The organism is Longitalea arenae (genome assembly GCF_016924755.1).
In the GTDB taxonomy this organism is placed as follows: Bacteria; Bacteroidota; Bacteroidia; order Chitinophagales; family Chitinophagaceae; genus Niastella; species Niastella arenae.
This window is the reverse complement of the sequence record NZ_JAFFJX010000005.1, coordinates 184,058-207,692: the sequence shown is the minus strand read 5'-3', so window position 1 is coordinate 207,692 and position 23,635 is coordinate 184,058. Positions and strand designations below refer to the sequence as shown.

The window sequence follows — 23,635 nt, the reverse complement described above, 5'->3', positions numbered from 1 at the left end:
GAATATTATACCCGTTGCAATTTTGATTTCCTGCTCGGCTTTTCGCGGTATACGTTTTCATAGCCATAACCATAGCTGTAACCATACATACCTTTAATGCCCCTCGAGCGGATGCCATTAAAGACGATATGCGGATTTTTCAGTGCCTTGAATTTGCTGTTATTGTCAAGGATCTGCACCATGGCTTTAGGTGTGCGTCCATGCCGCATTACAAACAGGGTTATATCGCAGTAATCAGACAATACATAAGAATCAGATACCGGGTCAATGGGTGAGGCATCCAGGATCACATAATCGAAATTGGCATTGAGGTAGTTCAGCAGAACACTCAACCGGCCACTCAATATCTGCTCCCTGGCATTATCTATGCCGCTGCCGGCGCTCACAATGTATAAATTCGAATCCATGCTGCTGCCGATGATCTCTTCCGGCTCTTTTGTTCCTTCCAGGAAATCGGCTACACCTGGTTTATCAACCACACCCATGATCGTAGATGTTTTTGGCTTGCGGATGTCGAGGTCAACCAACACCACTTTATTGCCCGCCAGGGCCAGGCTTCTGGCCAGGTTGGTGCTTATATAGGTCTTTCCTTCTGAAGAAATGCTGGAGGTTATCAGGATCCGCTTCACTTTCATTTCTTTTTGCCGGCCGATCAATCCGATGGCGGCCCGCAGGTGCCTGAACTGTTCTGCTACCACTGATACTTTGGAGCCCGACTTGATCAGGGATTCATTTTCTTTATTGGCCGCAAGTTCTGCGATCACCGGAACCGAAGTGAGAGATTCTATTTCAGAGCGGAACAGGATCTTCTTGTTCAGCATTTCGCGGGCTGATACCAACCCGATGGCCAAACCGATAGCACCGGCCAGCACCGCAAAATAAACCAGCGACTTCTTCGGACTTACGGGCGTAAGGTTCGACTTTGCATAATCGATGATCTTGCTGTCGGAAACGGCAGATGAACTGGCCAGCGCCGTTTGCTCCCTTTTTTCGAGGAGGTAATTATAGATACTCTTCTTTATCACCTGCTCACGACTGATATTCATCAGGTCCCTTTCTTTCTGGGGAATGGACCGCAGCATGGAATTATAGTTACCGCTAATGGCGGTAAGGTCTTTTTTGCTGGCTTCCAGGTTGATCCGGTGTGATCTTAATTTCTCAAGAATGAGCGGGCGCGTTTGTTCAATTTCCTTGGCAACTGCTAAAGCGAATGGATTGTTCTCGGCAGTTGTATTCATCAGCTTACCGTATTCGACTTTGGCATTATATAATTTCTGCATCAGGTCACTCAATAGCGGATCGTTGATACCCACTGCGGCAGGCACATCGTCTGCATTGTTTTTGTTGGATTTAACATAACGTTCCATCTCGTCCAAAGCAGCCAACTGCATGCTCAGATCGGCGATCTTACGGTCGTTGCTGCCCACATTATCCAGATACTGTTTGCTTTGCTGGCTAAGATCCACCACATCTTCTCTGGTTCTGAACGATTGGATCTTATTCTCGATAGAGTCCAGTTCCCTTTCAACTTTTATTAACCGGCTTTCTATGAACTCGAGCGTATTAAAAGCAGTTCCCTTCTTTTCTTCTATCGATAAGAGGTTATAAGCTACCAGTAATTTGTTCAAAATATCTTCCCCGCGCTGAGGCACTTCATCTTTGAATACCAGCGTGATGGTGGTAGATAACTTACTGGCCGCGCGAACTTCCAGATTGCTGATGAAACTGGGCGCTATATTTTTTGGTTTATACAGGCGGAAGAACAATGGCCCCTTTGCCGGTTCCGCCAGCCGTTCGTTGTAATCAAATTTCAGCTCACCATATGGGGTCGAGCACCATTTTTCCAATGGATACACTTTGCCATCAATAACTACTTCCTTGGGCTTTCCTGTGTAAAGGCCCTTAAATTCCCCGGCATTATTGTCGTTATAATAAGTAACTGAAATAGGCACATCCAGCTCGCCCGTTTCTTTCAGTTCCTGGGGATCTTTTACAGAAATAGTAATAGGCGAACTCGTGTAAGCAGAAGTAGCTTTCATTTTCCCTTTATAAGGGGCTTCATAGATGGGCGCATACAACTGTAGTTGGTCCACCACCTTTTCCATCAACTTCCTGGAGTGAATGACCTCCATTTCATTTTCAACAATGTTCTTTGTGGGATAGATCTGAAGGGCTTCCAGTACACCTGATTCATCCACTCCCTTCTTTTCGTCTTTTACCATGATGGTCGCATACGTTTCATAAACAGGAGTAGCATAATACTTGAGATAAGCCCATGCGCCTGCAAGGCCAATAATGATCAACAGAACGAACAATGGCCAGTATGGCAGGTACCAGTTGATGGCAACTGAAACGATGTTCATTTCATTGCCTGATTTTTTGTTAGTTTGCATATCTACCTTGTTAATCGATCAATAATCACAACTGCCAGTGAAAGAGCACTCAAAATAGCCGGCAGCCAAATTCGGGTGTTACCAGCAGTGGCAACTTTCTGTTTATTGGGTTCTACGTAAAGAATATCATTCGACTTGAGGTAATAGTAGGGCGAGGATAACAAGTTGCCTGAATTGAGGTCAAGCCTTTTAACGATCCTCGATCCTTTTTCTTCCCTGATCAAAGTAACATTATCACGCCGCGCATACACGGTCATATCTCCTGCAAAGCCCAATGCTTCGAGAATGTTGATCTTTTCGTCAGGCACATTGATCACCATCGGTTTGGCAACTTCGCCGAGCACCGTTACTTTAAAATTCAGGTAACGAACGGTCACTACCGGATACAAGAGGTATTTGTTGTCGGTAATAACCTTTGTAATACTTTCTTTCAGGCCTTTTTTAGTTAAACCGGCCGCTTTGATCCTGCCCAGCATCGGCATGTCGATAAAACCATCCTGGTCAACGAGGTAGCCGGTTGCCTGGGTGGAGGTGTATCCTATCGCCTGGGTAGATACTGTTACTGCTGTATTGAAAGGCTGGCTGGCGGTTGCATTCGGACTGCTTACAGTAATACTAAGCAGATCGTTCTTTTGAATAACAGGCTCCAGATTGTCAATGGCATTACTGATCTCTGTGTCGCTGATACCATTAAAGTATACCACTTTCTTTGTGTTCGTACAGGATGCACATAAGACGCCGGCCAGCAGTACCATCCATAGCCAGGTTTCATTGAACAGCCGCCCCGGCGGCTTGCTGTGAATTAAGGTTTTGTTTTTTGGGTGCAGTGACTTCACGGTAATATATATATTAATTAGGAAATTAAATGTTCATCTCCCCTCGCTTTGCTGTCTACCACCTCAACGTGCGACTTTGGTATTTCGGCCAGCATGGCATATCCGAGCGTTGGCAAGCAAACCCGCACTGTTTTACCGAGTACTTCCATTACCAACCCCTCCTGTTCCATGAACAGGCCGCATTTAATGCGCACCCTGTCATTTACGTCCACATCAATTTTCTCGAGTCTTACATTGCTGTGTTCGAGCAGGAAATTTTTGATCACCTCTATTTCAGAGTCGCGGATAACAGCCGGTTTACCCTGCCAGGTAACATAATTGAGAACGCCATCCGTTTGCAATACACTTATTCGCTCTTTCTCCGTTACGCGGGCAAATACATAACAGGTAAACAAGGGTTCATACACAATTTTTTTGCGGTCGCTCCATTGACGCAGCACGCGGTTGAGGGGACAATAATTTTCAATGTTCTTGCGGGTAAATAAGGAGGCAACTTTCTTTTCCCATTTGGCATGTGTATATACAGCATACCATTTCTTTACTGCTTTCGGATCTTCTTTTTTGTGTGCAAAGGCTTCGCCCATCATAATCCCATGATTTAGTTTTGGATTAAGTAAAAACATACGCTATAAACAGGGGCAGGTTTTCGTGTAGCCATTACATTGGCTATTGCGCTTTCATTCGTACAGGGCTGGCTCCGGTCATGAAAATCCATTACGGGTTTAGCCGTAAACGAAATAGTGTAATTGGATAATGGATAGAGAAAGAATTACCATGAATAATGGATGTAGAAACGAAAGAAGAATGAAACTAAAGAACTAATTGAATGGAGTCTGTTTTATTCAATAGAGTAAGGTATACGGAATAAAAAGAAAATCGCTGGTTGTTTTTTTTCAATTATTACAATATCAGGGAGTCAGTAATAATCAGAATTGGTTGTTTTAATGTGTTTACGAACTAATTTTTAAACCGGTTGCTTTCCAGGGCAACAGAGCGCTTAACCAATTCATTAACCTTTACATTATGGCTTCATTGCTACACTCGCACTTACGGCTCCGCCAATCAAAATCCCATTATGCTGGATTTAGCTACTAAAGGTTAACATTATGAAAGAATAAGGGGACCGAAAGAGGATAAGAGAATACTCGTTATAAACACAAAGATTTTTTTTAAGACTACCCGGTTTTCATCAACGCTTCACTGGCTCTTACACAAAAGGTCCTGCTCAAACAAGGGCTCCGCCAATCATAATCCCGTATTAATGAGATTTAGACATTTCCGACATCACTATGTTTGGATAATGGATGAAAGTATTAGCAAGAATAATTGGATAGAAAAATAAGCACGAAAGAAAAGAATGACATCAACAGGAATCAACTTATTACACTCATTCGACAAGCGCTGTGGTATTAATTATATTGAACTTACCGCTCATGAATATCACTCAAAATTAAAGATATTTATTTAATACCACCAAATAATTCAGGCTACAATTGTAACGTTTTTTCTTCAATAATGCACGTTTTCAATAAAAACTTTTCCGCGATCAATTCACCAGTGAAATTCAAATCCACCGAAGGTATTTTGCTGTATGATACTTCAAAATGTAACATTTGTGCCATCGTTAATTTGTTTAAATGAGGTACTATATTATAGCTGTGCTTTGTTTGTTTGAACTGCCGGTAAAAAAAGCTATCAAATTTTGATAGCCCTTTTTTATATTATGTGTATTTAGAACAACTACTGTCTGAACGCTTTATTCATCTTTATCCCTATTGTCTTCTTCATCGTTTTCCTCAGCACTATCCTTCGCCTTGTTCACCAGGGAACTAACGGGCCCCTTCATATTCTCCTGAGGATCTGTTTTGTGAAGTGTTTCAGGATCGGGTTGCGAAACAGTATTATCCTTTTCTTCTTCAAGCTGCTGACGGTCTTTGTTTAAATCCTTTTTTAAATCCCTTTTGTCCATAGTCAAACTTTCTATTCATGTATGAAAAATTATGCCACCGTGAACATTCCTCATCTGTGGTTCTACATTCCCCGAAAAATGGATGTGCATCCACAAGCTTTCCTGTAACGATAGAAAATATGTGTAACCGCTACAAGAACCCTACCAGTAAGGCTTTTCCATTAAGGTATTCACAATCAAATGAAAAATTGAAAGTTGTTGGTTCAACTTCGGGATGGGCAAGGCCGTTGGTTACCCCAGCCACCCCGCAAGCACCGCCCGAACTTTTACAACAGACCGGGTGCGCTACCCGTCGGGCGCCATGCCGCTCATGCGATCGATGGTATAAACTGTTAGTAAAGAAGTTTCAATCTGCCCATCGGTTTACCCATAGTTTACTTTCCAATGTGGAAATGTATACTGGTATAGGATTTTTTATTGCCTGTTGTTTTACATTAACCGAGGCGGGCTGCATTCATTCAGGCGCTCCATTATTTATTCCCTTCCGGGTATAGGTCTTCTTCCCCACCCCAACGCCGGTGATCGTCAACTTGTTCCAGTTTGCCGGTAAAACAGATCTGCCCTGGATAATTCCTTTTGCGGTGATCTCCAGTCCACCGAAGCCCATTAATACCGCCTGCAACACGCCGCCTGCACCGGTTGCAAAATAAGGGTTGGTACCGCCTTTGGTTTCGGCTATCACCCGGAATGGCGGATTTAGATTCGGCAGATACGCATCTTTAAACCAATGAAAGGCTTTACTGCTGTCGCCCAGCCGGGCATACAGCAAGGCAAAAACAGCCTGGGTCATGGCAGGCGTGCCTTCCTGGGGCACCCGGGTTTCATAATACGCAAGGTCTTTTCTGATCTGCCTGGGATCAGTGATCTCTTTTAAGGGATAGGCCAGTAAATTCACATCGGCCTGTTTAATGCCCTCGCCTTTGTAAGTAGCATGTTCCTGCGTAACGCCGTCGGTCATTTTTAATATGGGAATATTGTTGGCCACCTGCATCCAGTCAGGGTTGGGTTGTATGCCCAGCACGGTAGCAGCCTGGGTGGCATATTGTAAATTGGCTTTGGCTGCGGCATTGGTAAAAGCATTATTATCTACATTCTCGGCCCATTCATCGGCTGCTACCACATTGTTTATATCATACCGGCCGGCACCATTTCTTTCCACCCGGCTTGTCCAGAAATCGGCCGTGGCGGAAAGTATAGGATAGCCTTTTTCGCGGAGCCATTCTTTATCCTGTGTTACGGCATAATAATTCCAGGCGGCAATAGCCACATCAGCGGTGATATGGTGCTCGAAAGGTCCGCTCAATGCCCATACCGGCGTTTCCTCCACGCCGGTCTCAGCACTCTCCCAGGGATACATGGCGCCTTTAAATCCGTTGGTAAATGCGTTTCGTTTGGCAGCTTCCAGTCGTTGGTACCTGTATTCCATCATGCTTTTGGCCAACGGAGGATGCAATACCAGCAAAGCAGGATACATCCATAATTCCGCATCCCAGAATACATGGCCATTATACCCCAGTCCGCTCAACCCCATGGGCGAAGGGGAATTAGCCGTTCCTTCCCGAACAAAAGAATACAGGTGATACAACATACTGTGCACATCCTGTTGCGCCTGTGCATCGCCATCGATCACAATATCGCTTCGCCATAAACTATCCCATGCTTTTTGATGCCATTGAAGGAGCCGGTTCCGCCCTTCCAGTTTTGCAAATATGGTGAGGCGCTCAGCCGCATTCAACGGATCGTCGTGATGGGCGGAAGTGATGGTAGAACCTGCTATGGAAAAATGATAGCGCTCCCCGGCTTTCAGCTGTTTTGAAAATTTCATCAGGTGCATATTGTTGTCCCACATTTCATGAATGACCCGAGGCTCATGCCCATGTTCTTCATCAAATAAGAAAGTGTTGGAGGCGCACATCAGTAATTTGCCGGTGGGCGATCTGGCGGTTGATGTAAGCAAACTAAGCACCACATGCGGCCGGTCGATCTCATTGTAATAGTTCTGTACGTCTTTCAACGCATCGGGCGCTTCCATTACGCTGGCGCCGGTGATGGCAATATCTTTTCTGGCAGTGATGTTTACATCCATGAGAACGGTGTAAGGCAGATGGCGCAATGAATAATATGTATAACTGATGGTAGCTTTATCGCCATGATCAAAAGAAGCGGTAAAGGCCGCCCGCCGCATATCGAGCTCCTGGCTAAAGCCGGTGATACTTTTAGCATCGATTCGCCGGCCGTCAATGTCCAGATGCATGTTCAGCAGGTTGAAGCTGCGCAGGAAATTACTTACCCGCCCGCGCCCGTACAGATCATATGCGCCGGCCAGCACTATATCTTTTACTTTAAACGGCTCGGGCGATGATACAATCCCGATCATTCCATTGGCAATAGTAATCCCGTAATAATTGGATGGATCAATGGACGGGGCGGAAATTTTCCAGGGATCCTGGGAAAAGCAGCAATCGGCAAAGAATAGCCAATTAATAATGGTGAGGGCATGTTTCATGATGGCCAATACAGTTAAATTGTGTAACCGAATATAAGCAATTCTGCATCATAGATTTTAGCTATTGAATTATAGAAGCAATTGATTATAATTATGTACTCAAAAGCCTAATTTTACCACCCTGCATACATACTGCAGGGATTGTTCACTAAATACCATAAACAACTTATAAAATGGAAAAAGGATCTAACGACATCAGTAAGTGTCCCTTTCATAATGGCAGCCTGAAGCAAAATGTGGCCGGTGGTGGTACCCGCAACCGCGACTGGTGGCCTAACCAGCTGAAGGTAAGTATCCTTCGGCAGCATTCAGAGAAATCGAACCCGCTGGGAAAGGATTTCAATTATGCCGAAGCTTTCAAAAGCCTTGACCTGGAAGCAGTAAAAAAAGATTTGCATGCACTCATGACCGATTCACAGGAATGGTGGCCGGCCGATTTTGGTCACTATGGTCCGCTGTTCGTACGTATGGCCTGGCATAGTGCCGGTACCTATCGCGTATTTGATGGCCGTGGCGGCGGTGGTTCGGGTCAACAACGTTTTGCTCCGCTGAACAGCTGGCCCGATAACGTGAGTCTCGACAAAGCGCGCAGGCTGCTTTGGCCGATCAAACAGAAATATGGCAATAAAATATCCTGGGCCGATCTCATGATCCTCACGGGTAATGTGGCGCTGGAATCAATGGGCTTTAAAACATTCGGCTTTGCCGGCGGCCGGGTGGATGCCTGGGAACCAGATGAAGATGTGTATTGGGGTTCTGAAAACACCTGGCTGGGTGGCGACATCCGGTATGCGCATGGCTCACCTGGTGTACCTAAAGAGCATGGCGTGGTTTCTTCAGATGACGATGCAGATGGCAAGATCCATAGCCGCAACCTGGAAAAACCTTTGGCTGCCGTACAAATGGGTTTGATCTATGTGAACCCGGAAGGCCCCGACGGTAATCCTGACCCTCTTGCTGCCGCTAAAGATATTCGTGATACATTCGGCCGGATGGCTATGAACGATGAAGAAACAGTGGCCCTCATTGCAGGCGGGCACAGCTTTGGTAAAACCCATGGCGCCGCTCCTGCTGATATACATGTAGGCAAAGAACCGGAAGCTGCAGACCTGGAACTGCAGGGCCTGGGCTGGAGCAATAGTTTTGGATCCGGTAAAGGTGCTGATACCATTACCAGCGGCCTCGAAGTAACCTGGACCAAAACACCTACTAAATGGAGCAATAACTTCTTCGAGAACCTGTTTGCTTTCGAATGGGAATTAACTAAAAGTCCGGGCGGTGCACACCAGTGGGTAGCAAAAAATGCAGAGAACATCATTCCCGATGCATTTGATGGTTCTAAAAAGCGTTTACCCACGATGCTTACAACCGATCTGTCTTTACGCTTTGATCCTGTATACGAAAAAATATCCAGGCGCTTTCTGGAAGATCCGGATGCTTTTGCAGATGCCTTTGCCCGTGCCTGGTTTAAATTAACGCACCGCGATATGGGCCCCCGCGCCCGTTACCTGGGCCCCGACGTGCCGCAGGAGGAACTGCTTTGGCAGGACCCCATCCCGGCTCTTGACCATGATTTGATCGATGATAAAGATATTGCTGATCTGAAGGCGAAAATACTGGGATCCGGATTAAGCGTTTCAGCACTCGTTTTCACTGCCTGGGCTTCGGCTTCTACCTTCCGTGGTACCGACAAACGCGGCGGCGCCAATGGCGCCCGTATTCGGCTGGCCCCGCAAAAAGACTGGCCGGTAAACAATCCGCCCCAGTTGCAGAAAGTATTGGGCAAACTGGAAAGCATTCAAAAAGAATTTAACGGTGCTCAATCGGGTGGTAAAAAACTGTCACTGGCTGACCTGATCGTACTGGCTGGCTGCGCTGCTGTTGAAAAGGCAGCCAAAGATGCCGGACATGAGATCAGCGTTCCGTTTACACCTGGCCGTATGGATGCTTCGCAGGAGCAAACCGATGTGGAATCGATGGGCTTCCTGGAACCCGTTGCCGATGGCTTCCGCAACTACCGCAGCGCAAAACTGCCCGTTGCTACTGAAGCGTTGCTGATCGATAAGGCGCACCTGCTCACGCTTACAGCACCTGAGCTGACCGTGTTGGTGGGTGGCATGCGCGTATTGAACACCAATTTCGATGGTTCCAAGAACGGCGTATTCACGAGCCGCCCCGGCGTGTTGACCAACGATTTCTTTGTTAACCTGCTCGATATGAGCACCGCCTGGAAAGCGGTTTCGGAAGACAAGGAATTGTACCTGGGCAGCGACCGTAAAACCGGACAGCCTAAATGGACAGCTTCCCGTGCTGACCTGGTCTTTGGTTCCAATGCAGAACTTAGGGTCATTGCAGAAGTATACGCCAGCGCCGATGGCAAAGAGAAATTTGTGAAAGACTTTGTAGCTGCATGGAACAAAGTGATGAACCTCGACAGATTCGATATATAACATTACCAGATGTGTGTATAATAAAAACGTTCCGGTGCCTGCCGGAACGTTTTGCTTTTTATAAGGCCTGCTTTTTTAGTCTTATCTTTGGCGCCACCTGGTCAAAGCAAGAACAATGAAAGTGAGTAACCTTGTACCATGCGAAAAGATCAGTAATTATGTGGACAGGATCCTGGTCATTGAAGATGTACTGGTCACCAATCCATTTACGCTGCCATTATATGCCAATGGAGCGCCTACCCTGCTGTTTCAAACGGCCCGCGGACTTATCAAGAATAACACCAATAACCTCACGCTGTTTGGCCAAACCGTTTTCCCCGAAACACTCACCATCCGCGACAACTTTACGTTGATCGCCTATTTCTTTAAGCCGTTTGCGTTATTTGCCTTATTTGGCGTTTCTGCGCGGGAGCTGACCGACAACCCCATTGATCTTAATCTGTTGCCGGCATCCAAAACCGGTCAGTTACAGGAACGATTATTGAACGCCACCACCACATCTGCAATGCTTGACCTGCTGAACGAGTACGTGTTCAGCCTGATCACAAAATCAACGGTCGATTCAAAACTGATCCGGTTCGCCACCCAGGCCATTGTGCAAAATGCCAGCAAGGATGCCCTTATCAAAGTACAGAAGGAATTGTATATTACTGAGCGCAGCTTTCAACGGCTGTTTGAAAGGAACATTGGGGTGGCGCCTAGCCTGTTCAGGCGCATTTGGCAGTTCAATAATGCCTTTCAGCAGCTTAACAACCGGCGGTTCAACAAGCTTACCGATATCGCTTTTGCCCATGGTTATGCCGATCAAAGCCATTTTATCCGCAGTTTTAAAGAATTCACCGGTATTACACCCAAAGAATACCTGAAATTCGGCCAGGTCGAATAATGTCGGCTTTGTTCTATTTCCGGTTTTTCAGGGGCTGTTACTTTGTGTTATCAATAAAGCAAAAAACAAAGATCATGACTAATCAAATTTATCCCTGCCTCTGGTTCGATGGACAGGCACAGGCCGCCGCCAACTTCTATTGTTCCGTATTTAAAAATTCAAAGATCATTGCCGACAATCAAATGGTGGTCACCTTCGAACTGAATGGCAAGAAATTTATGGGATTGAATGGGGGCCCGCATTTTAAATTCAATGAAGCTGTATCTTTTGTGGTGGATTGCGAAACGCAGGAAGAGATCGATTATTACTGGGAAAAATTAACGGCGAATGGCGGCACTGAAAGCCAGTGCGGTTGGCTAAAAGATCAGTTTGGCGTGAGCTGGCAAATTGTGCCAACCATTTTACCGAAGCTCTTAAGCGACCCCGCCAAAGCACAAAATGTGATCCAGGTGTATATGAAGATGAAAAAATTCGATATAGAGAAATTGAAAAACGCATAAAGCGACATAACGCCGGGGCTGGCCATAAGGCCAGCCCTTTCAGCATATGCAGTTACATATGTTTCTTAATTAATTTTTCCCAGATATCGTAGCCCTTGCTGTTCATGTGCAGTTTATCGGGCCGGAAGATATCGGCTTTCGGCGAACCGTCTTCCGCCAGCATCGGATGATACACATCAATGAAGGTCCAGTTACAGGAGCGTTCTTTAATAAACGCATTCACTTTTTTATTGAAGTCCTCCAGCTGGCTTTTGTATTTTAGACGGCTGGGGCTGGGTTTTACAGAAATAAAGTAAAACCGGGTGTCGGGCAATTCGGCCGATAACAGCTCGAACAATTCCAAAAAACGCTTAAAGACGGCTTCGGCGGACTGATCATGGCCAATATCGTTTTCACCGGCATAGATAAATACTTTCGAAGGGCGATAGGGAATTAAGATCCGGCGCGCATAGCGGGTGACATCAGCAAGTTCTGCCCCGCCGAATCCACGATTGATGACCGCATAGCCTTTAAAGCGTTGCGAAAAATCGTTCCAGAGCCGGAAGGATGAACTGCCGATAAAAAGCACCTGCTGTTTAGCCGGAGGAGTAATGCTGTCCGCCTTTTCAAACTTCTTAATTTCACTTTCAAACTTTGCGGCCGGCTGCGCTTGTATGATAGCGCATAACAATATACCCAGACTTAACAATAATGTCTTTTGCATAGAAACGGTATGGTTCAATAGCAAAAATAGCGCTTCAGCAGTTGATTGATCACATTTATAGATTGGATGAAATAAAACGCAGGCTACAGCGGCGCTTTCCTTGTTGGTCGAACAGCAGGATTTTTGAACTTAAGCGCAAAAATTCATTTTTGGAACCTGCTTTGCAATTATTGTTAATAGTCCTTTCAAAAGTAGCATATTTGACATTCATCAAATCATATTTCTGATATTCGTGAAGATTTAGCAATAAGCATGGCAATAACTGTGCAAGATGCCGGCCACGTGCAATCGTATACAACTGTATACCAGGCACCATAATATAATGTAATATGCCCACTGCCATCGACCAGCTTACCACAAAAAAACCCGCTCTGCAAGCGGGTTCACTAAATTGCTTAGATCCATTTGTGTTATGCTTTTGACATTTTTCGCTGTTCAATATCCGGCAGAAAACCGGTGACAATACCGATCAGCGGCAGGAATGCGCAAACTTTAAAGACATAACCTACGCTGGTTATATCAGCCAGTTTTCCCAATACGGCTGAACCAAGCCCGCCCATCCCAAAGGCAAAACCAAAGAACAATCCGGCGATCATCCCTACTTTTCCAGGCACCAGTTCTGTTGCATACACTAAAATGGCAGAGAACGCAGAGGAAATGATAAGCCCAATAATGACTGAAAGCACACCACACCAAAACAGATTGGCATAAGGCAACAGTAAGGTAAATGGCGCCGCGCCCAAAATAGAGATCCAGATAATATATTTCCGTCCAAAACGGTCGCCCAGGGCGCCGCCCAATAAAGTACCGGCGGCTACAGATGCCAGGAAGATGAACAGATAGATCTGCGACTGCTGTACCGTTACATGGAATTTGTCGATCAGATAAAAAGTGAAATAGCTGCTCATGCTGGCCATATAAAAATACTTGGAGAAGATGAGCACCAACAGGATGCCCAAAGAAGTGATGACTTTTGCCTTCGATAATGCCTTATGCGAAGCCGGTAGGGCAACCGGCCTGTTCCTGCTCTTTGTTGCTAAATGGCCTTTATACCAGGTTCCTACTTTAAGCAGCACAACGATGCCTAATATCGCTATGAAGGCAAACCAGATGATATTGAATTGACCATAAGGAACAACGATCAGGGCTGCCAGTAAAGGCCCTATTGCTGCGCCGGCATTTCCGCCTAACTGGAAAATAGATTGCGCCAGTCCTTTTTTACCGCCGGAAGCCAGATGCGCCACCCGGGAAGATTCAGGATGAAACACAGACGATCCCATACCGATCAAACTTACAGCAACCAGTATTGCTAAAAAGCTGGAGGCAAATGCCAATAAAATAAGCCCTGTTAATGAAAAGCTCATGCCGATGGCCAACGAATAAGGGCGCGGTGTTTTGTCGGTATAGTGTCCTACAAAAGGCTGCAGCAATGAAGCCGTAAGCTGGAAGGTAAAAGTGATCAGCCCGATCTCAGTGAACGACAAATGAAAATCGTCCTTCAGCAGCGGATAGATGGCCGGGATAACCGACTGCAACATATCGTTTAACAGATGGGTAAAGCTGATAGTGAACAGGATAGAGTATACAGTAGTTTGCGCCAATGTTTTGGGATCGACAACTGCGGTGGAATTGGTTGTTTTCATCATAATTAGTCAGATCATCTGATGTTTAAATACAAATTTTTTTACTGAGCAGTATGTCCTATAATTTTTGCAGCTGTGTTCCAGGCTTTTTTGGTGTCTTTAGCTTCAATGCTTTTCAACAATTGTTCATGCAGGTTTTGTGTTTCCCGGAAATCAGTAGTGTCTGTAAAAATGGTTAAGAAGCCCTTTTTTATTTGCAATGAGAATGTTTTGTAAAGGTCGGCCAGGATCTCATTTTTGGAGGCTACTGCAATGGCGGTGTGAAACCGGATATCGGCCTCAATACTTTCCAGCAACAGGTTTTCAGTAGCTGCTTTCTTTCGTGCCGCCAGCCAGTGGCGGATCTCTTTCAGGTCCTGTTGGGTACGGTTGGCGGCTGCTTTTTCAGCGATCTTCATTTCTATCAGTTGCCGCACTTCATCCAGGTCTTTAAAGGCGGCTCGCTTCAGCCGCTGAGGCAAAGGTTCTTTAATGCCGTCAGCGCCTTCTACAAAGGTGCCCAGTCCCTGCTGAACGCGCAGGAGACCCGAGTTTACCAGTATCTTGATGGCCTCCCGGATGGTAGAACGCCCTACCCCAAAGCTCTTCATCAATTCCGGCTCAATTGGCAATTGCTCCCCGGTTTTGAATTTTCCAAGGGTGATCTGCTGTTGCAATTGGGCAGCTACTTCATCAGCCAGTGACCTGCGGGGAATCATATTAGTCATCATATCATCAGATGATTGCAAAGATATAAGGCGTGCTGGTGATTCTGAAATATTTGCTGAATTAATTTGTTTTAATGACGTTTAATTTGCCGGAGAAGCGGTCAGCGGGATGTTCTTTTATACGTCATATTATATGATGCACTCAATAAGGTATCTGTCGAATACGCCTGCAACGGATGATCATGGTTGTCATTCTTTTGCAGGATATAACGGTGAAGGTTCCGGTTACCAGTTACCGGTTGCCAGTTACCGGTTGCCGGTTACCCGTTCGCAGTTCTGTGTTTTACACCTGCCCCGCCTTTGGCGGCTTACGCATTCAGCGTTTCCATCACCAACTCTGTAAGGAGAATTTATTAACACAATATCATATATGTGGGGGTTTGCTGCACTAAAAAAAGCTCCTTTGGTAAGCTCCGCAGGCAGTCCCCACTCCACCGTTTTAAACATGTTGCTGTAACAGATCAACCAGCTGCTTTCTGGAAGCAAGTCCCGACTGCCGCCAAACGGGCTGGCCATTCCTGAACAGGATCAGGGTAGGCACCCCGCTGATCTGGTATTGCTGGGCAATTGCCGGCGATCTGTCCACATCGATCTTGATGATCCGCACCTTATCCCCTACTTCAGATTTTACTTCTTTAAGCACGGGGGCCTGCATTTTACAGGGACCGCACCATTCCGCAAAAAAATCTACCAATACGGGTTTACTGTCATTAAGGATAGTTTGCAAATTCTCATTCATATATCTATCATTTATTGATCCAGGCACTGATATTAAAAGAGCAGGTGCACCCTGCTCTTTACTGTTTTTGTTTAGTAAGAGAACATACAGTGTCGCTTGTATTCTTTTTTCTTTTCGCTCTTTTGCTCCTGCTTAACAGGCGCTTTTTCTTTATCAGTTCTGTTTGTCCGGCTCAGCCTGGCAAAAGCAACCGCCCCTATAAAGGCAATTAGTATTATGACCACCACAATTCTTTTCATAAACTGAAATTTATATACATAAGTTACGAAATTTAAAACAGTTCACCATATTTTTTTAGGGCCCTACAGACGCGCCAGATTGGGAAAGCTTTTACCTGGCCGGTGGGATATGGGTAACAGTGAATTTGTGCAAGGCAGCGCGTAAACATTGATATCAAAAATTTAAGTGTTATAAATTATCTTGGCTCTTAATTATACATTATTTCCAACACTTATGCTTCCTGGTTAGCAAACGCCGGAGCGCTGGTACAGGCATAAGATTTTATGTGTTCGCTCTGCCGCAAGGCAATTCCCGCTACGCTCAAATTTTCAATGTCATTCCTGGTAACCTTATAACACTCCATCGGTTCCTACCCGGTCGATCGCTTTATTATTTTTCATTAATAAATCAACTTCTATGTCAAGGAAATTTACGTGGAGAAATGCCGGCATAACCTTGCTGGCTGGTTTGCTGTGTACTGGAACGGCGTATGCGCAGAACTGTAATTGCGCTGTTACCATCCCCCTTACGCAGCAATCTTTCAATGCATCCTCGGTACAGCCGGGTGATACAGTATGCCTGGAGGCAGGTATCCGTACCAGAAATCTGTTGATCACCAACGTGACTGGTTCGCACAACAATCCCATTGTATTTATCAATTGCGGTGGAAAGGTCACCTTCAGGCTGGCTTCCGGTCTCTCTTACGGCATCAAATTCCAGGGGTCGAAATATTTCCGCATCACCGGCACCGGCAGCAGCGACCAGTATGGTATTGTAGTAGACAGCGCTGCACAGGGTATGCAGCTGGAAGCCCAGAGCACCAATTTTGAAGTAGATCATATCGAGATCAAAAACTCCGGCTTCGCCGGCATTATGGCTAAAACAGATAATTCCGGCCGGGGCCCCTTTGTGATGCGCAATGTAAGATTCCACCATAATTACATGCATGACCAGCGGACCGGAGAGGGTTTTTATATAGGACAGTTCAACTGGGCTGTAGATGGCAATCAACATGACATCGACACCCTGGAACTCTATGACAATATCACCGAACGTACCGGCCGCGAAGGCATACAGGTAGGATGCACGTATTCGGGAAAAGCCAGGATCTATAATAACCGGGTTATTGATCCCGGCCTTTTAAATTTAACCAACCAGCGCAGCGGCGTACAATTGGGAAATGGTTTCTCCGGCTCATTTTACAATAACTATATAGAAGACCCATTGGCGAATGGCATAACGGTCCTGGGCGTGGGAAATGTTTATGTGTACAATAATGTGATCGTTAATCCCGGTGAGATGGCCATTTACAGCGGTCACCCCACCTCCGAAGCCGGAAAAAATTTCTATTACGTAAACAACACCATTTTGATGGGCAGCAATACCCAGCCGGTCATCCGCTTTGACCCAACCGTTGCCAGCACCGCCTACATTCAAAACAATGCCATTGTACGTACGGCCACCGATACGGCATTCGACAGAATGAGCGGCACCATGGTCGTCAGCGGCAATGTGATCAGAACGACTGCAGCACCATTTAATTTTGAAAACGCCGCTGCTGGTAATTATGATCTGCTGCCGGGTTCAGTGGCTATAAATGCGGGGGTGAATCCTACCGGATTTACTATCCCCTTCGATTTTGAGAACCTGACCCGACCAGTAGCTGCTTATGATGCGGGCGCTTATGAATTCCAGGGTGCACCGGCAGACACTGTGTTATATCGCGTTAATGCAGGTGGCCTTGAAGTGCCCGGCACGCCTATTGCCTGGCACAAAGATAAACAAACAGATCCCTGTCCCTGGCTCAATCCTGCTTCTTCCAATTATACTACGGGCAGCGACCAGCCATGGAATGGAACGAATACCACGGATGCGCCCTCACAAATCTTCAGCACGAACCGCTATGCCTCTTTCGGTGGAACCCAGGTAAGCTATAATTTTCCAGTAAGCAATGGAACCTATGAAGTGCGCTTGTACTTTGCCGAGAACACGAACCAGGCTTCCGGACTACGGGTATTTGATGTGCGCGCTGAAGGCGCTGTTCGCCTCGATAATTTCGATATTTACGCAGCTGCCGGCTATCGCAATGCGCATAAAGAAATTATTTTAGTGACGGTGAATGATGGGGTGCTCGATCTTGATTTTGCAGCCGTAACAGGTAATCCGCAGATCAATGGCATTGCCATTGTACAATCTGCTGCCCATTCAGCCGCCCGGCAGTTACTAAGCCAAACCGAAGCACCGGTGACTGGCAATAACCGCCTGCTTGCCTTTCCCATCCCATTACAAAACCAATTGTATATTCAAAAGAGAGGACTGACTGGCAGTACATTCAGCAATGAGGATGTAGAAGTACAACTGCTGAGCGAATCAGGCACATTACTGTATAAAGCCAGACATCCTTTTACCGGCGGTAATTTGAAACCGCTGAACCTTTCGCCACTGGCGCTGAAGCCGGGCCTGTATTTCCTGAAAATAAAGGGATCGAAAACGAATGAAGTGATCAAATTGTTGAAGCGGTAAAGAGAAAGGGTGAGCCAGATAACAGCTCACCCTTTTTAGTTTATATAGCCAGTTCTCCTACGTATTCAAAGGTGATTTTTATCAATGCATTTTGCCAGGAAACTTTTTTATTGCACGCCGAGCCGTATTTTCGCAAAAAAGGATTGGGCACATCGCTTAATAGAAATAAAACACCTGAATATTAATGGCGCACAATAAACTGGCAGCAATGGGTTTGCATTTACCGAAGGTCATATTCGGCACAAGTGGATTGGGAAATCTGTTTACCGCACTCGATGATGAGATCAAACTCCAGATCGTACAAGAAAGTGTAACGCAATCTGCCGTACCGGCGGTATTTGATTCTGCCGGAAAATATGGCGCCGGACTGGCATTGGAAACCATCGGCCGCTGTTTGCGCACCCTGCAGGTTCCGCAACAAGCTGTGGTCATCAGTAATAAACTGGGCTGGTACCGGGTGCCGCTTACCACCCCGGAACCAAGCTTTGAACCGGGTGTATGGAAAAACCTGCAGTACGATGCCGTACAAAAAATAAGTTATACCGGCATCATTGAATGTTATGAACAGGGTAATGAATTGCTGGGTGGATACAATCCACAGATGGTTTCTGTACATGATCCTGATGAATACCTCGCTACCGCCGCCAATGCAACGGAAGAAAAAAAGCTGTACCAGGATATCCTCGATGCCTACAAAGCTTTGAGCGAGCTTAAAGCGGCGGGAAAAGTACAGGCCATTGGGGTGGGCGCCAAGAACTGGCGCATTATACAAAAAATTGCGGCGGATGTTGAGTTCGACTGGGTAATGATCGCGAACAGCATGACCATCCACTATCATCCCGCAGAGTTGCTGGCCTTTATGGAAGAGTTAAAAAACAAAGGCGTGTACATTATCAATTCAGCCATTTTTCATGCAGGCTTTTTAATGGGGGGTACCCATTACGATTATAAGCTGATCCACCCAGATACCGAAGAGAACAAAGCGATCTTTGCCTGGCGCGAGCAGTTCTTTGAGATATGCAACCAGTTTAAGGTAAAGCCGGCGGAAGCCTGCGCCCGTTTCAGCCTCAGTGCGCCCGGAGTAGGCAGCCTGGCCCTCAACACGACCAACCCGGCGAGGGTGAAACAAAATGTGGACCTGGTGAATGCCGGCATCCCCGCTGCATTCTGGCAGACCCTGCGCTCAAAAGGATTGATCAGTGCAGCGTATACCTGCCTGTGATATACCCACTTATTAAATACCTCACAAATAATAAACGGCATGAAAAAAGTAATTTTAGACCTGGCAGTGACCCTGGATGGATTTATAGAAGGCCCCAAAGGTGAAATTGACTGGTGTATCATGGATGAGGATATGGACTTTAATGGCTTTTTATCTGGTATCGACACCATTTTTTATGGCAGGGTAAGTTATGATGCCTGGGGCAATTATCAGCCAGCCAGTAATGCGCCTCTTGCAGAACAAGCGATCTGGGAAGCGATCCACGCCAAAAAAAAGTATGTTTTTTCCGCCCAGGACAAAGAGGGCGGCAAAGCCACTTACATCAGTGCTGATATTGCCACTGAGGTAAATGAGATCAAAAAACAGGGCGGAAAAGATATCTGGTTATACGGTGGCGCAAAACTCATCAAAACCTTTATTCAATTAGGGCTTATTGATGTATATAGATTATCCGTTCATCCAACCGTGTTGGGCACCGGCAAACCCTTATTTGAAGATCTTCAGGAACGGTTAGCATTAAGATTGCTCAAAGCCAACACCTTCAAATCGGGTGTGGTGCAGCTTATTTACGAACCGATCCAATAAGCCGGAATACCGCCACAGCCATAGCCCATAGCGCCGTCAGAAACTTTATGTATATTTGATTTTTGCAAATTCCCGGTATATGGCCAAAGAAGTAAAGACCCTGGCAGCGTTTTATAAAAGCATTTCCGCCAATATGCCCGACGGCATTGATAAAGCGGTAGGCCATTTTAATGTGTTCAGGATCGATGAGTTCATTGCCCGGGTTCGCGCTACTAAAGGCGTTATGCCCTATAACCGGCGGAATTATTATAAGATCAGTTTGATAAACGGGCGTAACCATGTGGAATATGCCGATAAAGTGATTGAAATTGAAAAATGCGCTCTCCTGTTTGGTACACCGCGCATTCCCTATCACTATGTTCCGCAAAACGATAATCAGAAAGGCTTTTTCTGCATTTTTACCGATACCTATTTTACATCGGCCAAAAACGGCATCGTACTGGATGAACTGCCTATTTTTAAACCCGGCGGTTACCCGGTCTTTCAGCTCACCAATGAAGAATATGCGGAAATAGCTTACATCTTTGAAAAGATGATGAAAGAACTGGCTTCCGACTACGCCTATAAATACGATCTGTTGCGCAATTACCTGATGGAATTGATCCATTACGGACAAAAGTTACAACCCGCTTCTACCCTGCCAACCGCTCATACCGCGGCTGACCGTGTTGCTTCATTGTTCATTGAACTGCTCGAAAGGCAATTCCCCATTGAAACCTTATACCAGCAACTGGAACTGCGCACGCCGGGCGAATATGCCGACAGGTTATCAGTTCATGTCAATTATTTAAATAAGGCATTAAAAGAATCAACGGGCAAAACCACCAGCGAGATCATTAGCCAGCGGGTGCTGCAGGAAGCGAAGATCCTGCTGCGGCATACCAACTGGAATATCTCTGAGATCGCCTGGTGTCTGGGTTTTGAAGAGCTGGCGCATTTCAGCAATTTCTTCCGTAAACATACCGGCCTTTCGCCAAACCCCTTCCGCGAACAATTAGATAAGGTTTGATTTTTGCAAATATTGGATTGTTGTTTGCAAATTCCCCACTCCGCTCCCTGCTACCTTTACACTTCAATTAATGAAGTAAAAAATACCTGAACATGAAACCTAATAGTAAAATACTTGTGACCGGTGGCGCATCCGGTATCGGACTGGGCATTGTTGAACGCTTATTAAAAGAAAAACATACCGTGATCGTTTGTGGGCGGCGGGAAGATGTATTACAGGAATTAACCGCCCGCCATCCGGCTGTAATTACCAGAAAATGCGACCTGGAAAATGTGGCTGAAAGAGAAGCCCTGTACCAATGGGTGGCTGCCGAACACAATGATCTGAATGTACTCGTGAACAATGCCGGTATTCAAAACTGGATGTCGCCCACAGATGAAAACTTTTTTACCCGGGCCCGGCAGGAGATCGCTATCAATATTGAAGCGCCCCTGCACCTCATATCGCTGTTCATGAAACTGCCTGCATTGGATACGATTATGAATGTAACTTCCGGACTGGCCATTTCGCCTTTTGCGAAAGTGCCCGTGTATTCGGCTACAAAAGCTTTCTTCAGATCATTTACCCACTCGCTCCGCTATCTCTTAAAAGACCGCAACATCAACGTAGTGGAAATTGTGCCACCGGCATTGAATACCGACCTCGGCGGCAAAGGCCTGCATGATCATGCACCGGCTGTTGGTCCATTCATCGAAAGCATATTTGAGCAATTGGCGCAAGGCAAGACAGAGCTCAGTTATGGCAGCAGTGCCGACCGGGTGAAAATAGGCGCTGAAGAATTGAAAAAGGAATTTGCCAAATTACATCCATAATACTTAATCTCGTTTAGTACTAATGATCAGAAGCCATTCCATGCTGCCCAGCAGCAGGAATGGCTTTTTTGCTTCTATGAAAAGCCAGAAAAAAATCGTTTACTTTAGCGGTTTACGCAACATGCATGTCAGTATCACTGGAATTACAGCACCTGGAAAGACCAGGTTATAATATAGACCTTTTTGTGCCCAATGCACAGGAAGTACAGGACAAGTACCTGCAGCAAAAGCAGGAAGAAGTACAAGTGTCTTTTCCTCATTGGACCAAGCTTTGGCCTGCGGCATTGGCCATGGCTGATTTTATTCACGAGCACCCCGAACTGTTCCAAAACAAAGATGTGCTGGAGCTGGCTGCCGGCTTGGGCCTTCCCTCTTTTGTGGCTGCCCGCTATGCAAAAACTGTCTGTTGCAGCGACTACCAGGAAGAAGCCGTTGCCACCATGGCGAGGTCTGCTGAACATTTACAACGCTTGAATGTCAGCTGCCGCTTACTGAACTGGAACCATTTGCCTGCCAATCTCACTGCAGATGTATTGCTGCTAAGTGATATCAATTACGACCCCGGCCAGTTTGACCAGCTTTACAGGGTCTTGCAACGATTCCTGCAACAGGGAACAATTGTTCTCTTAACCACACCCCAACGGCTCATGGCCAAACCTTTTATTGAAAAGCTCTTACCCTGGATCAGCGAACAATATGAAATGAATATTTATCATTTACAGCAGCACACCCCCATCAGCTTACTGCGTTTACAGAACGATGGCAGCTGACCGAAAAACTCCGGCTATTATCCCGCCGGTCCAACATCATATACATCATCTCGAAGGCGATGTAAGACGAGCCGCACTATCCTATGTCACATAAAAGCTTTTGGCTACCATCGGTGCAGGCACTTTGCTTTCGCCCAGCAGTTGCCGGATATTTATTTCGATGGTGCGGGCAATGGAAGTCACCGGCGTATCGCTGGGCCGGTTACGAAACGGATCCTGTAAGTGATAAGCGCTTTTTTCTATCAGGAAAAAACAGCCGCAAATAAGCACCAGGAGCGGCAGCTTGAACAAAGCGTTCACATCTTCCAGGGCAATGGATAAAGTGACCACGAAAATATAGATAATGAGATGCAGGTAGTACCTGTATGTGACCGGGAACACCGTATTATTGATCCTTTCGGCCATGCCCATATAATCTACAAGGGAAGAAAGCGTATTGTTAAGTTCAACATAACAATACACATCCACTTCACCTGCTTCTTTCACCTGCTGCAGGTCCCGTGCATTGAGCTGCACAATGGCAAGCGGCTTGTTATTATGCGCTTTTAAGACCTCTATATCCTCTTTACTTAAATACGCATGCATATTTTCTAACGGTGATAAACCCCGCAATGATTGTCCGAGACAATAACACCACGCAATTTGCCGGTAAGCGATCGTCCGGATGAATGCCCCATGTTTTCTGCTCAAAAATGTTTGTAATTGAATGACCAGGTTGCGGGAATCGTTCACAATAGAGCCCCAGATCTTCCTGGCTTCCCACCAGCGGTCGTACGACTGGTTCATTTTAAAAGATAGCAAAACGGATATTGCGGTACCCAAAAAGATGGGAATGTTAAGTGGGATCTCAGGTAAAAGGTTCTCATATCGCTGACTGATAAAATGAGCGCAAAGGCCCACCAGTACAACCATGGTCAGGTCGAACCATACCTTTTTTACCATGTAACCTAAAGGAAATTTGTTCTCTACAAGCATACCAGTAGTTTTTAAAGGACCTGAGTGTGCGCATTGCAAAGTATGGGCCGGGGTCGTCAGGAACGGCAGGATGCTGAAAAATTTTCTTATTTTCTGACAGCCTGATATATCATTCCTGGCATGACCGTGTTAATATTTCACACCTGTTACAGTAAGCCAGGCCTGTGATGGCTTATCTTTTGCATAAC

The 23,635-nt window shown here is 46.0% G+C and carries 21 protein-coding genes; 10 read left to right on the top strand and 11 right to left on the bottom strand.

Features of this window, described 5'->3' with window-relative positions:
• Positions 1 to 5: 5 nt before the first annotated feature.
• The 5 genes from JT717_RS13565 to JT717_RS13545 form a co-directional block, all read right to left on the bottom strand.
• Positions 6 to 2,393 (bottom strand): GumC family protein, encoded by a 2,388-nt coding sequence (locus JT717_RS13565; protein ID WP_205511020.1) that lies wholly within the window; start codon positions 2,391 to 2,393, stop codon positions 6 to 8.
• 2 nt (positions 2,394 to 2,395) lie between these two features.
• Entirely contained in the window at positions 2,396 to 3,229 is an 834-nt protein-coding gene (locus tag JT717_RS13560; protein ID WP_369411703.1) for a polysaccharide biosynthesis/export family protein, read from the bottom strand.
• A 17-nt stretch (positions 3,230 to 3,246) separates the two neighbouring features.
• A complete protein-coding gene (locus JT717_RS13555) occupies positions 3,247 to 3,816 on the bottom strand; it encodes a UpxY family transcription antiterminator (RefSeq protein WP_240348070.1) in 570 nt (189 codons plus the stop codon).
• Positions 3,817 to 4,985: 1,169 nt separating this feature from the next.
• A complete protein-coding gene (locus tag JT717_RS13550; RefSeq protein WP_205511019.1) occupies positions 4,986 to 5,198 on the bottom strand; it encodes a hypothetical protein in 213 nt (70 codons plus the stop codon).
• Positions 5,199 to 5,652: 454 nt separating this feature from the next.
• Positions 5,653 to 7,704, bottom strand: coding sequence for a kojibiose hydrolase (locus JT717_RS13545; RefSeq protein WP_240348068.1), 2,052 nt, complete (start codon positions 7,702 to 7,704; stop codon positions 5,653 to 5,655).
• 173 nt (positions 7,705 to 7,877) lie between these two features.
• On the opposite strand from JT717_RS13545, the gene katG reads away from it, so the two are divergent.
• The 3 genes from katG (at position 7,878) to JT717_RS13530 (ending at position 11,540) form a co-directional block, all read left to right on the top strand.
• Positions 7,878 to 10,154, top strand: a complete 2,277-nt coding sequence (katG, locus tag JT717_RS13540) for a catalase/peroxidase HPI (protein WP_205511018.1) — start codon at positions 7,878 to 7,880, stop codon at positions 10,152 to 10,154.
• A gap of 115 nt (positions 10,155 to 10,269) precedes the next feature.
• On the top strand, positions 10,270 to 11,040 hold the full coding sequence (locus JT717_RS13535) for a helix-turn-helix domain-containing protein (RefSeq protein ID WP_205511017.1): 771 nt from the start codon (positions 10,270 to 10,272) through the stop codon (positions 11,038 to 11,040).
• Between the two features lie 74 nt (positions 11,041 to 11,114).
• A complete protein-coding gene (locus tag JT717_RS13530) occupies positions 11,115 to 11,540 on the top strand; it encodes a VOC family protein (protein WP_205511016.1) in 426 nt (141 codons plus the stop codon).
• A gap of 52 nt (positions 11,541 to 11,592) precedes the next feature.
• Here the strand turns inward: JT717_RS13530 and JT717_RS13525 are convergent, their stop codons facing one another.
• The 3 genes from JT717_RS13525 to JT717_RS13515 form a co-directional block, all read right to left on the bottom strand.
• Positions 11,593 to 12,243, bottom strand: a complete 651-nt coding sequence (locus JT717_RS13525; RefSeq protein WP_205511015.1) for a GDSL-type esterase/lipase family protein — start codon at positions 12,241 to 12,243, stop codon at positions 11,593 to 11,595.
• Between the two features lie 410 nt (positions 12,244 to 12,653).
• Positions 12,654 to 13,889 carry an MFS transporter gene (locus JT717_RS13520; protein WP_205511014.1) on the bottom strand — a complete coding sequence of 412 codons (1,236 nt, stop codon included), beginning with the start codon at positions 13,887 to 13,889 and terminating at the stop codon, positions 12,654 to 12,656.
• A 38-nt stretch (positions 13,890 to 13,927) separates the two neighbouring features.
• Complete coding sequence (locus JT717_RS13515) at positions 13,928 to 14,596, bottom strand: FadR/GntR family transcriptional regulator (RefSeq protein ID WP_205511013.1); 669 nt, start codon at positions 14,594 to 14,596, stop codon at positions 13,928 to 13,930.
• 130 nt (positions 14,597 to 14,726) lie between these two features.
• Between JT717_RS13515 and JT717_RS13510 the strand changes: the two genes are divergently transcribed.
• Positions 14,727 to 14,936: a hypothetical protein gene (locus tag JT717_RS13510; protein WP_205511012.1), complete on the top strand. Its 210-nt coding sequence runs from the start codon at positions 14,727 to 14,729 to the stop codon at positions 14,934 to 14,936.
• Positions 14,937 to 15,032: 96 nt separating this feature from the next.
• Here the strand turns inward: JT717_RS13510 and trxA are convergent, their stop codons facing one another.
• Both trxA and JT717_RS13500 read right to left on the bottom strand, forming a co-directional pair.
• Positions 15,033 to 15,332 carry a thioredoxin gene (gene trxA, locus JT717_RS13505; protein ID WP_205511011.1) on the bottom strand — a complete coding sequence of 100 codons (300 nt, stop codon included), beginning with the start codon at positions 15,330 to 15,332 and terminating at the stop codon, positions 15,033 to 15,035.
• 71 nt (positions 15,333 to 15,403) lie between these two features.
• Entirely contained in the window at positions 15,404 to 15,571 is a 168-nt protein-coding gene (locus JT717_RS13500) for a hypothetical protein (protein ID WP_205511010.1), read from the bottom strand.
• A gap of 397 nt (positions 15,572 to 15,968) precedes the next feature.
• Between JT717_RS13500 and JT717_RS13495 the strand changes: the two genes are divergently transcribed.
• The 6 genes from JT717_RS13495 to JT717_RS13470 all read left to right on the top strand — a co-directional run bounded on the left by JT717_RS13495 (position 15,969) and on the right by JT717_RS13470 (position 22,472).
• The gene (locus JT717_RS13495; protein WP_205511009.1) at positions 15,969 to 18,074 is read left to right on the top strand and encodes a malectin domain-containing carbohydrate-binding protein; all 2,106 of its coding nucleotides are present in this window, start codon (positions 15,969 to 15,971) and stop codon (positions 18,072 to 18,074) included.
• 184 nt (positions 18,075 to 18,258) lie between these two features.
• The gene (locus tag JT717_RS13490) at positions 18,259 to 19,296 is read left to right on the top strand and encodes an aldo/keto reductase (protein WP_240348066.1); all 1,038 of its coding nucleotides are present in this window, start codon (positions 18,259 to 18,261) and stop codon (positions 19,294 to 19,296) included.
• 39 nt (positions 19,297 to 19,335) lie between these two features.
• Positions 19,336 to 19,881, top strand: a complete 546-nt coding sequence (locus JT717_RS13485) for a dihydrofolate reductase family protein (RefSeq protein ID WP_205511008.1) — start codon at positions 19,336 to 19,338, stop codon at positions 19,879 to 19,881.
• 79 nt (positions 19,882 to 19,960) lie between these two features.
• Positions 19,961 to 20,890, top strand: a complete 930-nt coding sequence (locus JT717_RS13480; protein WP_205511007.1) for a helix-turn-helix domain-containing protein — start codon at positions 19,961 to 19,963, stop codon at positions 20,888 to 20,890.
• A 92-nt stretch (positions 20,891 to 20,982) separates the two neighbouring features.
• Complete coding sequence (locus tag JT717_RS13475; RefSeq protein ID WP_205511006.1) at positions 20,983 to 21,702, top strand: SDR family oxidoreductase; 720 nt, start codon at positions 20,983 to 20,985, stop codon at positions 21,700 to 21,702.
• 125 nt (positions 21,703 to 21,827) lie between these two features.
• A complete protein-coding gene (locus tag JT717_RS13470) occupies positions 21,828 to 22,472 on the top strand; it encodes a class I SAM-dependent methyltransferase (RefSeq protein ID WP_205511005.1) in 645 nt (214 codons plus the stop codon).
• A gap of 81 nt (positions 22,473 to 22,553) precedes the next feature.
• Here the strand turns inward: JT717_RS13470 and JT717_RS13465 are convergent, their stop codons facing one another.
• Positions 22,554 to 23,447 carry a bestrophin family protein gene (locus tag JT717_RS13465; RefSeq protein ID WP_205511004.1) on the bottom strand — a complete coding sequence of 298 codons (894 nt, stop codon included), beginning with the start codon at positions 23,445 to 23,447 and terminating at the stop codon, positions 22,554 to 22,556.
• Positions 23,448 to 23,635 lie beyond the last annotated feature (188 nt).

Coding starts and splice junctions, on each gene's coding strand:
- JT717_RS13565 (WP_205511020.1), bottom strand. CDS start 2,393: ATGCAAACTAACAAAAAATCAGGCAATGAAATGAACATCGTTTCAGTT.
- JT717_RS13555 (WP_240348070.1), bottom strand. CDS start 3,816: ATGATGGGCGAAGCCTTTGCACACAAAAAAGAAGATCCGAAAGCAGTA.
- JT717_RS13550 (WP_205511019.1), bottom strand. CDS start 5,198: ATGGACAAAAGGGATTTAAAAAAGGATTTAAACAAAGACCGTCAGCAG.
- JT717_RS13545 (WP_240348068.1), bottom strand. CDS start 7,704: ATGAAACATGCCCTCACCATTATTAATTGGCTATTCTTTGCCGATTGC.
- katG (WP_205511018.1), top strand. CDS start 7,878: ATGGAAAAAGGATCTAACGACATCAGTAAGTGTCCCTTTCATAATGGC.
- JT717_RS13535 (WP_205511017.1), top strand. CDS start 10,270: ATGAAAGTGAGTAACCTTGTACCATGCGAAAAGATCAGTAATTATGTG.
- JT717_RS13530 (WP_205511016.1), top strand. CDS start 11,115: ATGACTAATCAAATTTATCCCTGCCTCTGGTTCGATGGACAGGCACAG.
- JT717_RS13525 (WP_205511015.1), bottom strand. CDS start 12,243: ATGCAAAAGACATTATTGTTAAGTCTGGGTATATTGTTATGCGCTATC.
- JT717_RS13520 (WP_205511014.1), bottom strand. CDS start 13,889: ATGATGAAAACAACCAATTCCACCGCAGTTGTCGATCCCAAAACATTG.
- JT717_RS13515 (WP_205511013.1), bottom strand. CDS start 14,596: ATGATGACTAATATGATTCCCCGCAGGTCACTGGCTGATGAAGTAGCT.
- JT717_RS13510 (WP_205511012.1), top strand. CDS start 14,727: ATGATGCACTCAATAAGGTATCTGTCGAATACGCCTGCAACGGATGAT.
- trxA (WP_205511011.1), bottom strand. CDS start 15,332: ATGAATGAGAATTTGCAAACTATCCTTAATGACAGTAAACCCGTATTG.
- JT717_RS13500 (WP_205511010.1), bottom strand. CDS start 15,571: ATGAAAAGAATTGTGGTGGTCATAATACTAATTGCCTTTATAGGGGCG.
- JT717_RS13495 (WP_205511009.1), top strand. CDS start 15,969: ATGTCAAGGAAATTTACGTGGAGAAATGCCGGCATAACCTTGCTGGCT.
- JT717_RS13490 (WP_240348066.1), top strand. CDS start 18,259: ATGGCGCACAATAAACTGGCAGCAATGGGTTTGCATTTACCGAAGGTC.
- JT717_RS13485 (WP_205511008.1), top strand. CDS start 19,336: ATGAAAAAAGTAATTTTAGACCTGGCAGTGACCCTGGATGGATTTATA.
- JT717_RS13480 (WP_205511007.1), top strand. CDS start 19,961: ATGGCCAAAGAAGTAAAGACCCTGGCAGCGTTTTATAAAAGCATTTCC.
- JT717_RS13475 (WP_205511006.1), top strand. CDS start 20,983: ATGAAACCTAATAGTAAAATACTTGTGACCGGTGGCGCATCCGGTATC.
- JT717_RS13470 (WP_205511005.1), top strand. CDS start 21,828: ATGTCAGTATCACTGGAATTACAGCACCTGGAAAGACCAGGTTATAAT.
- JT717_RS13465 (WP_205511004.1), bottom strand. CDS start 23,447: ATGCTTGTAGAGAACAAATTTCCTTTAGGTTACATGGTAAAAAAGGTA.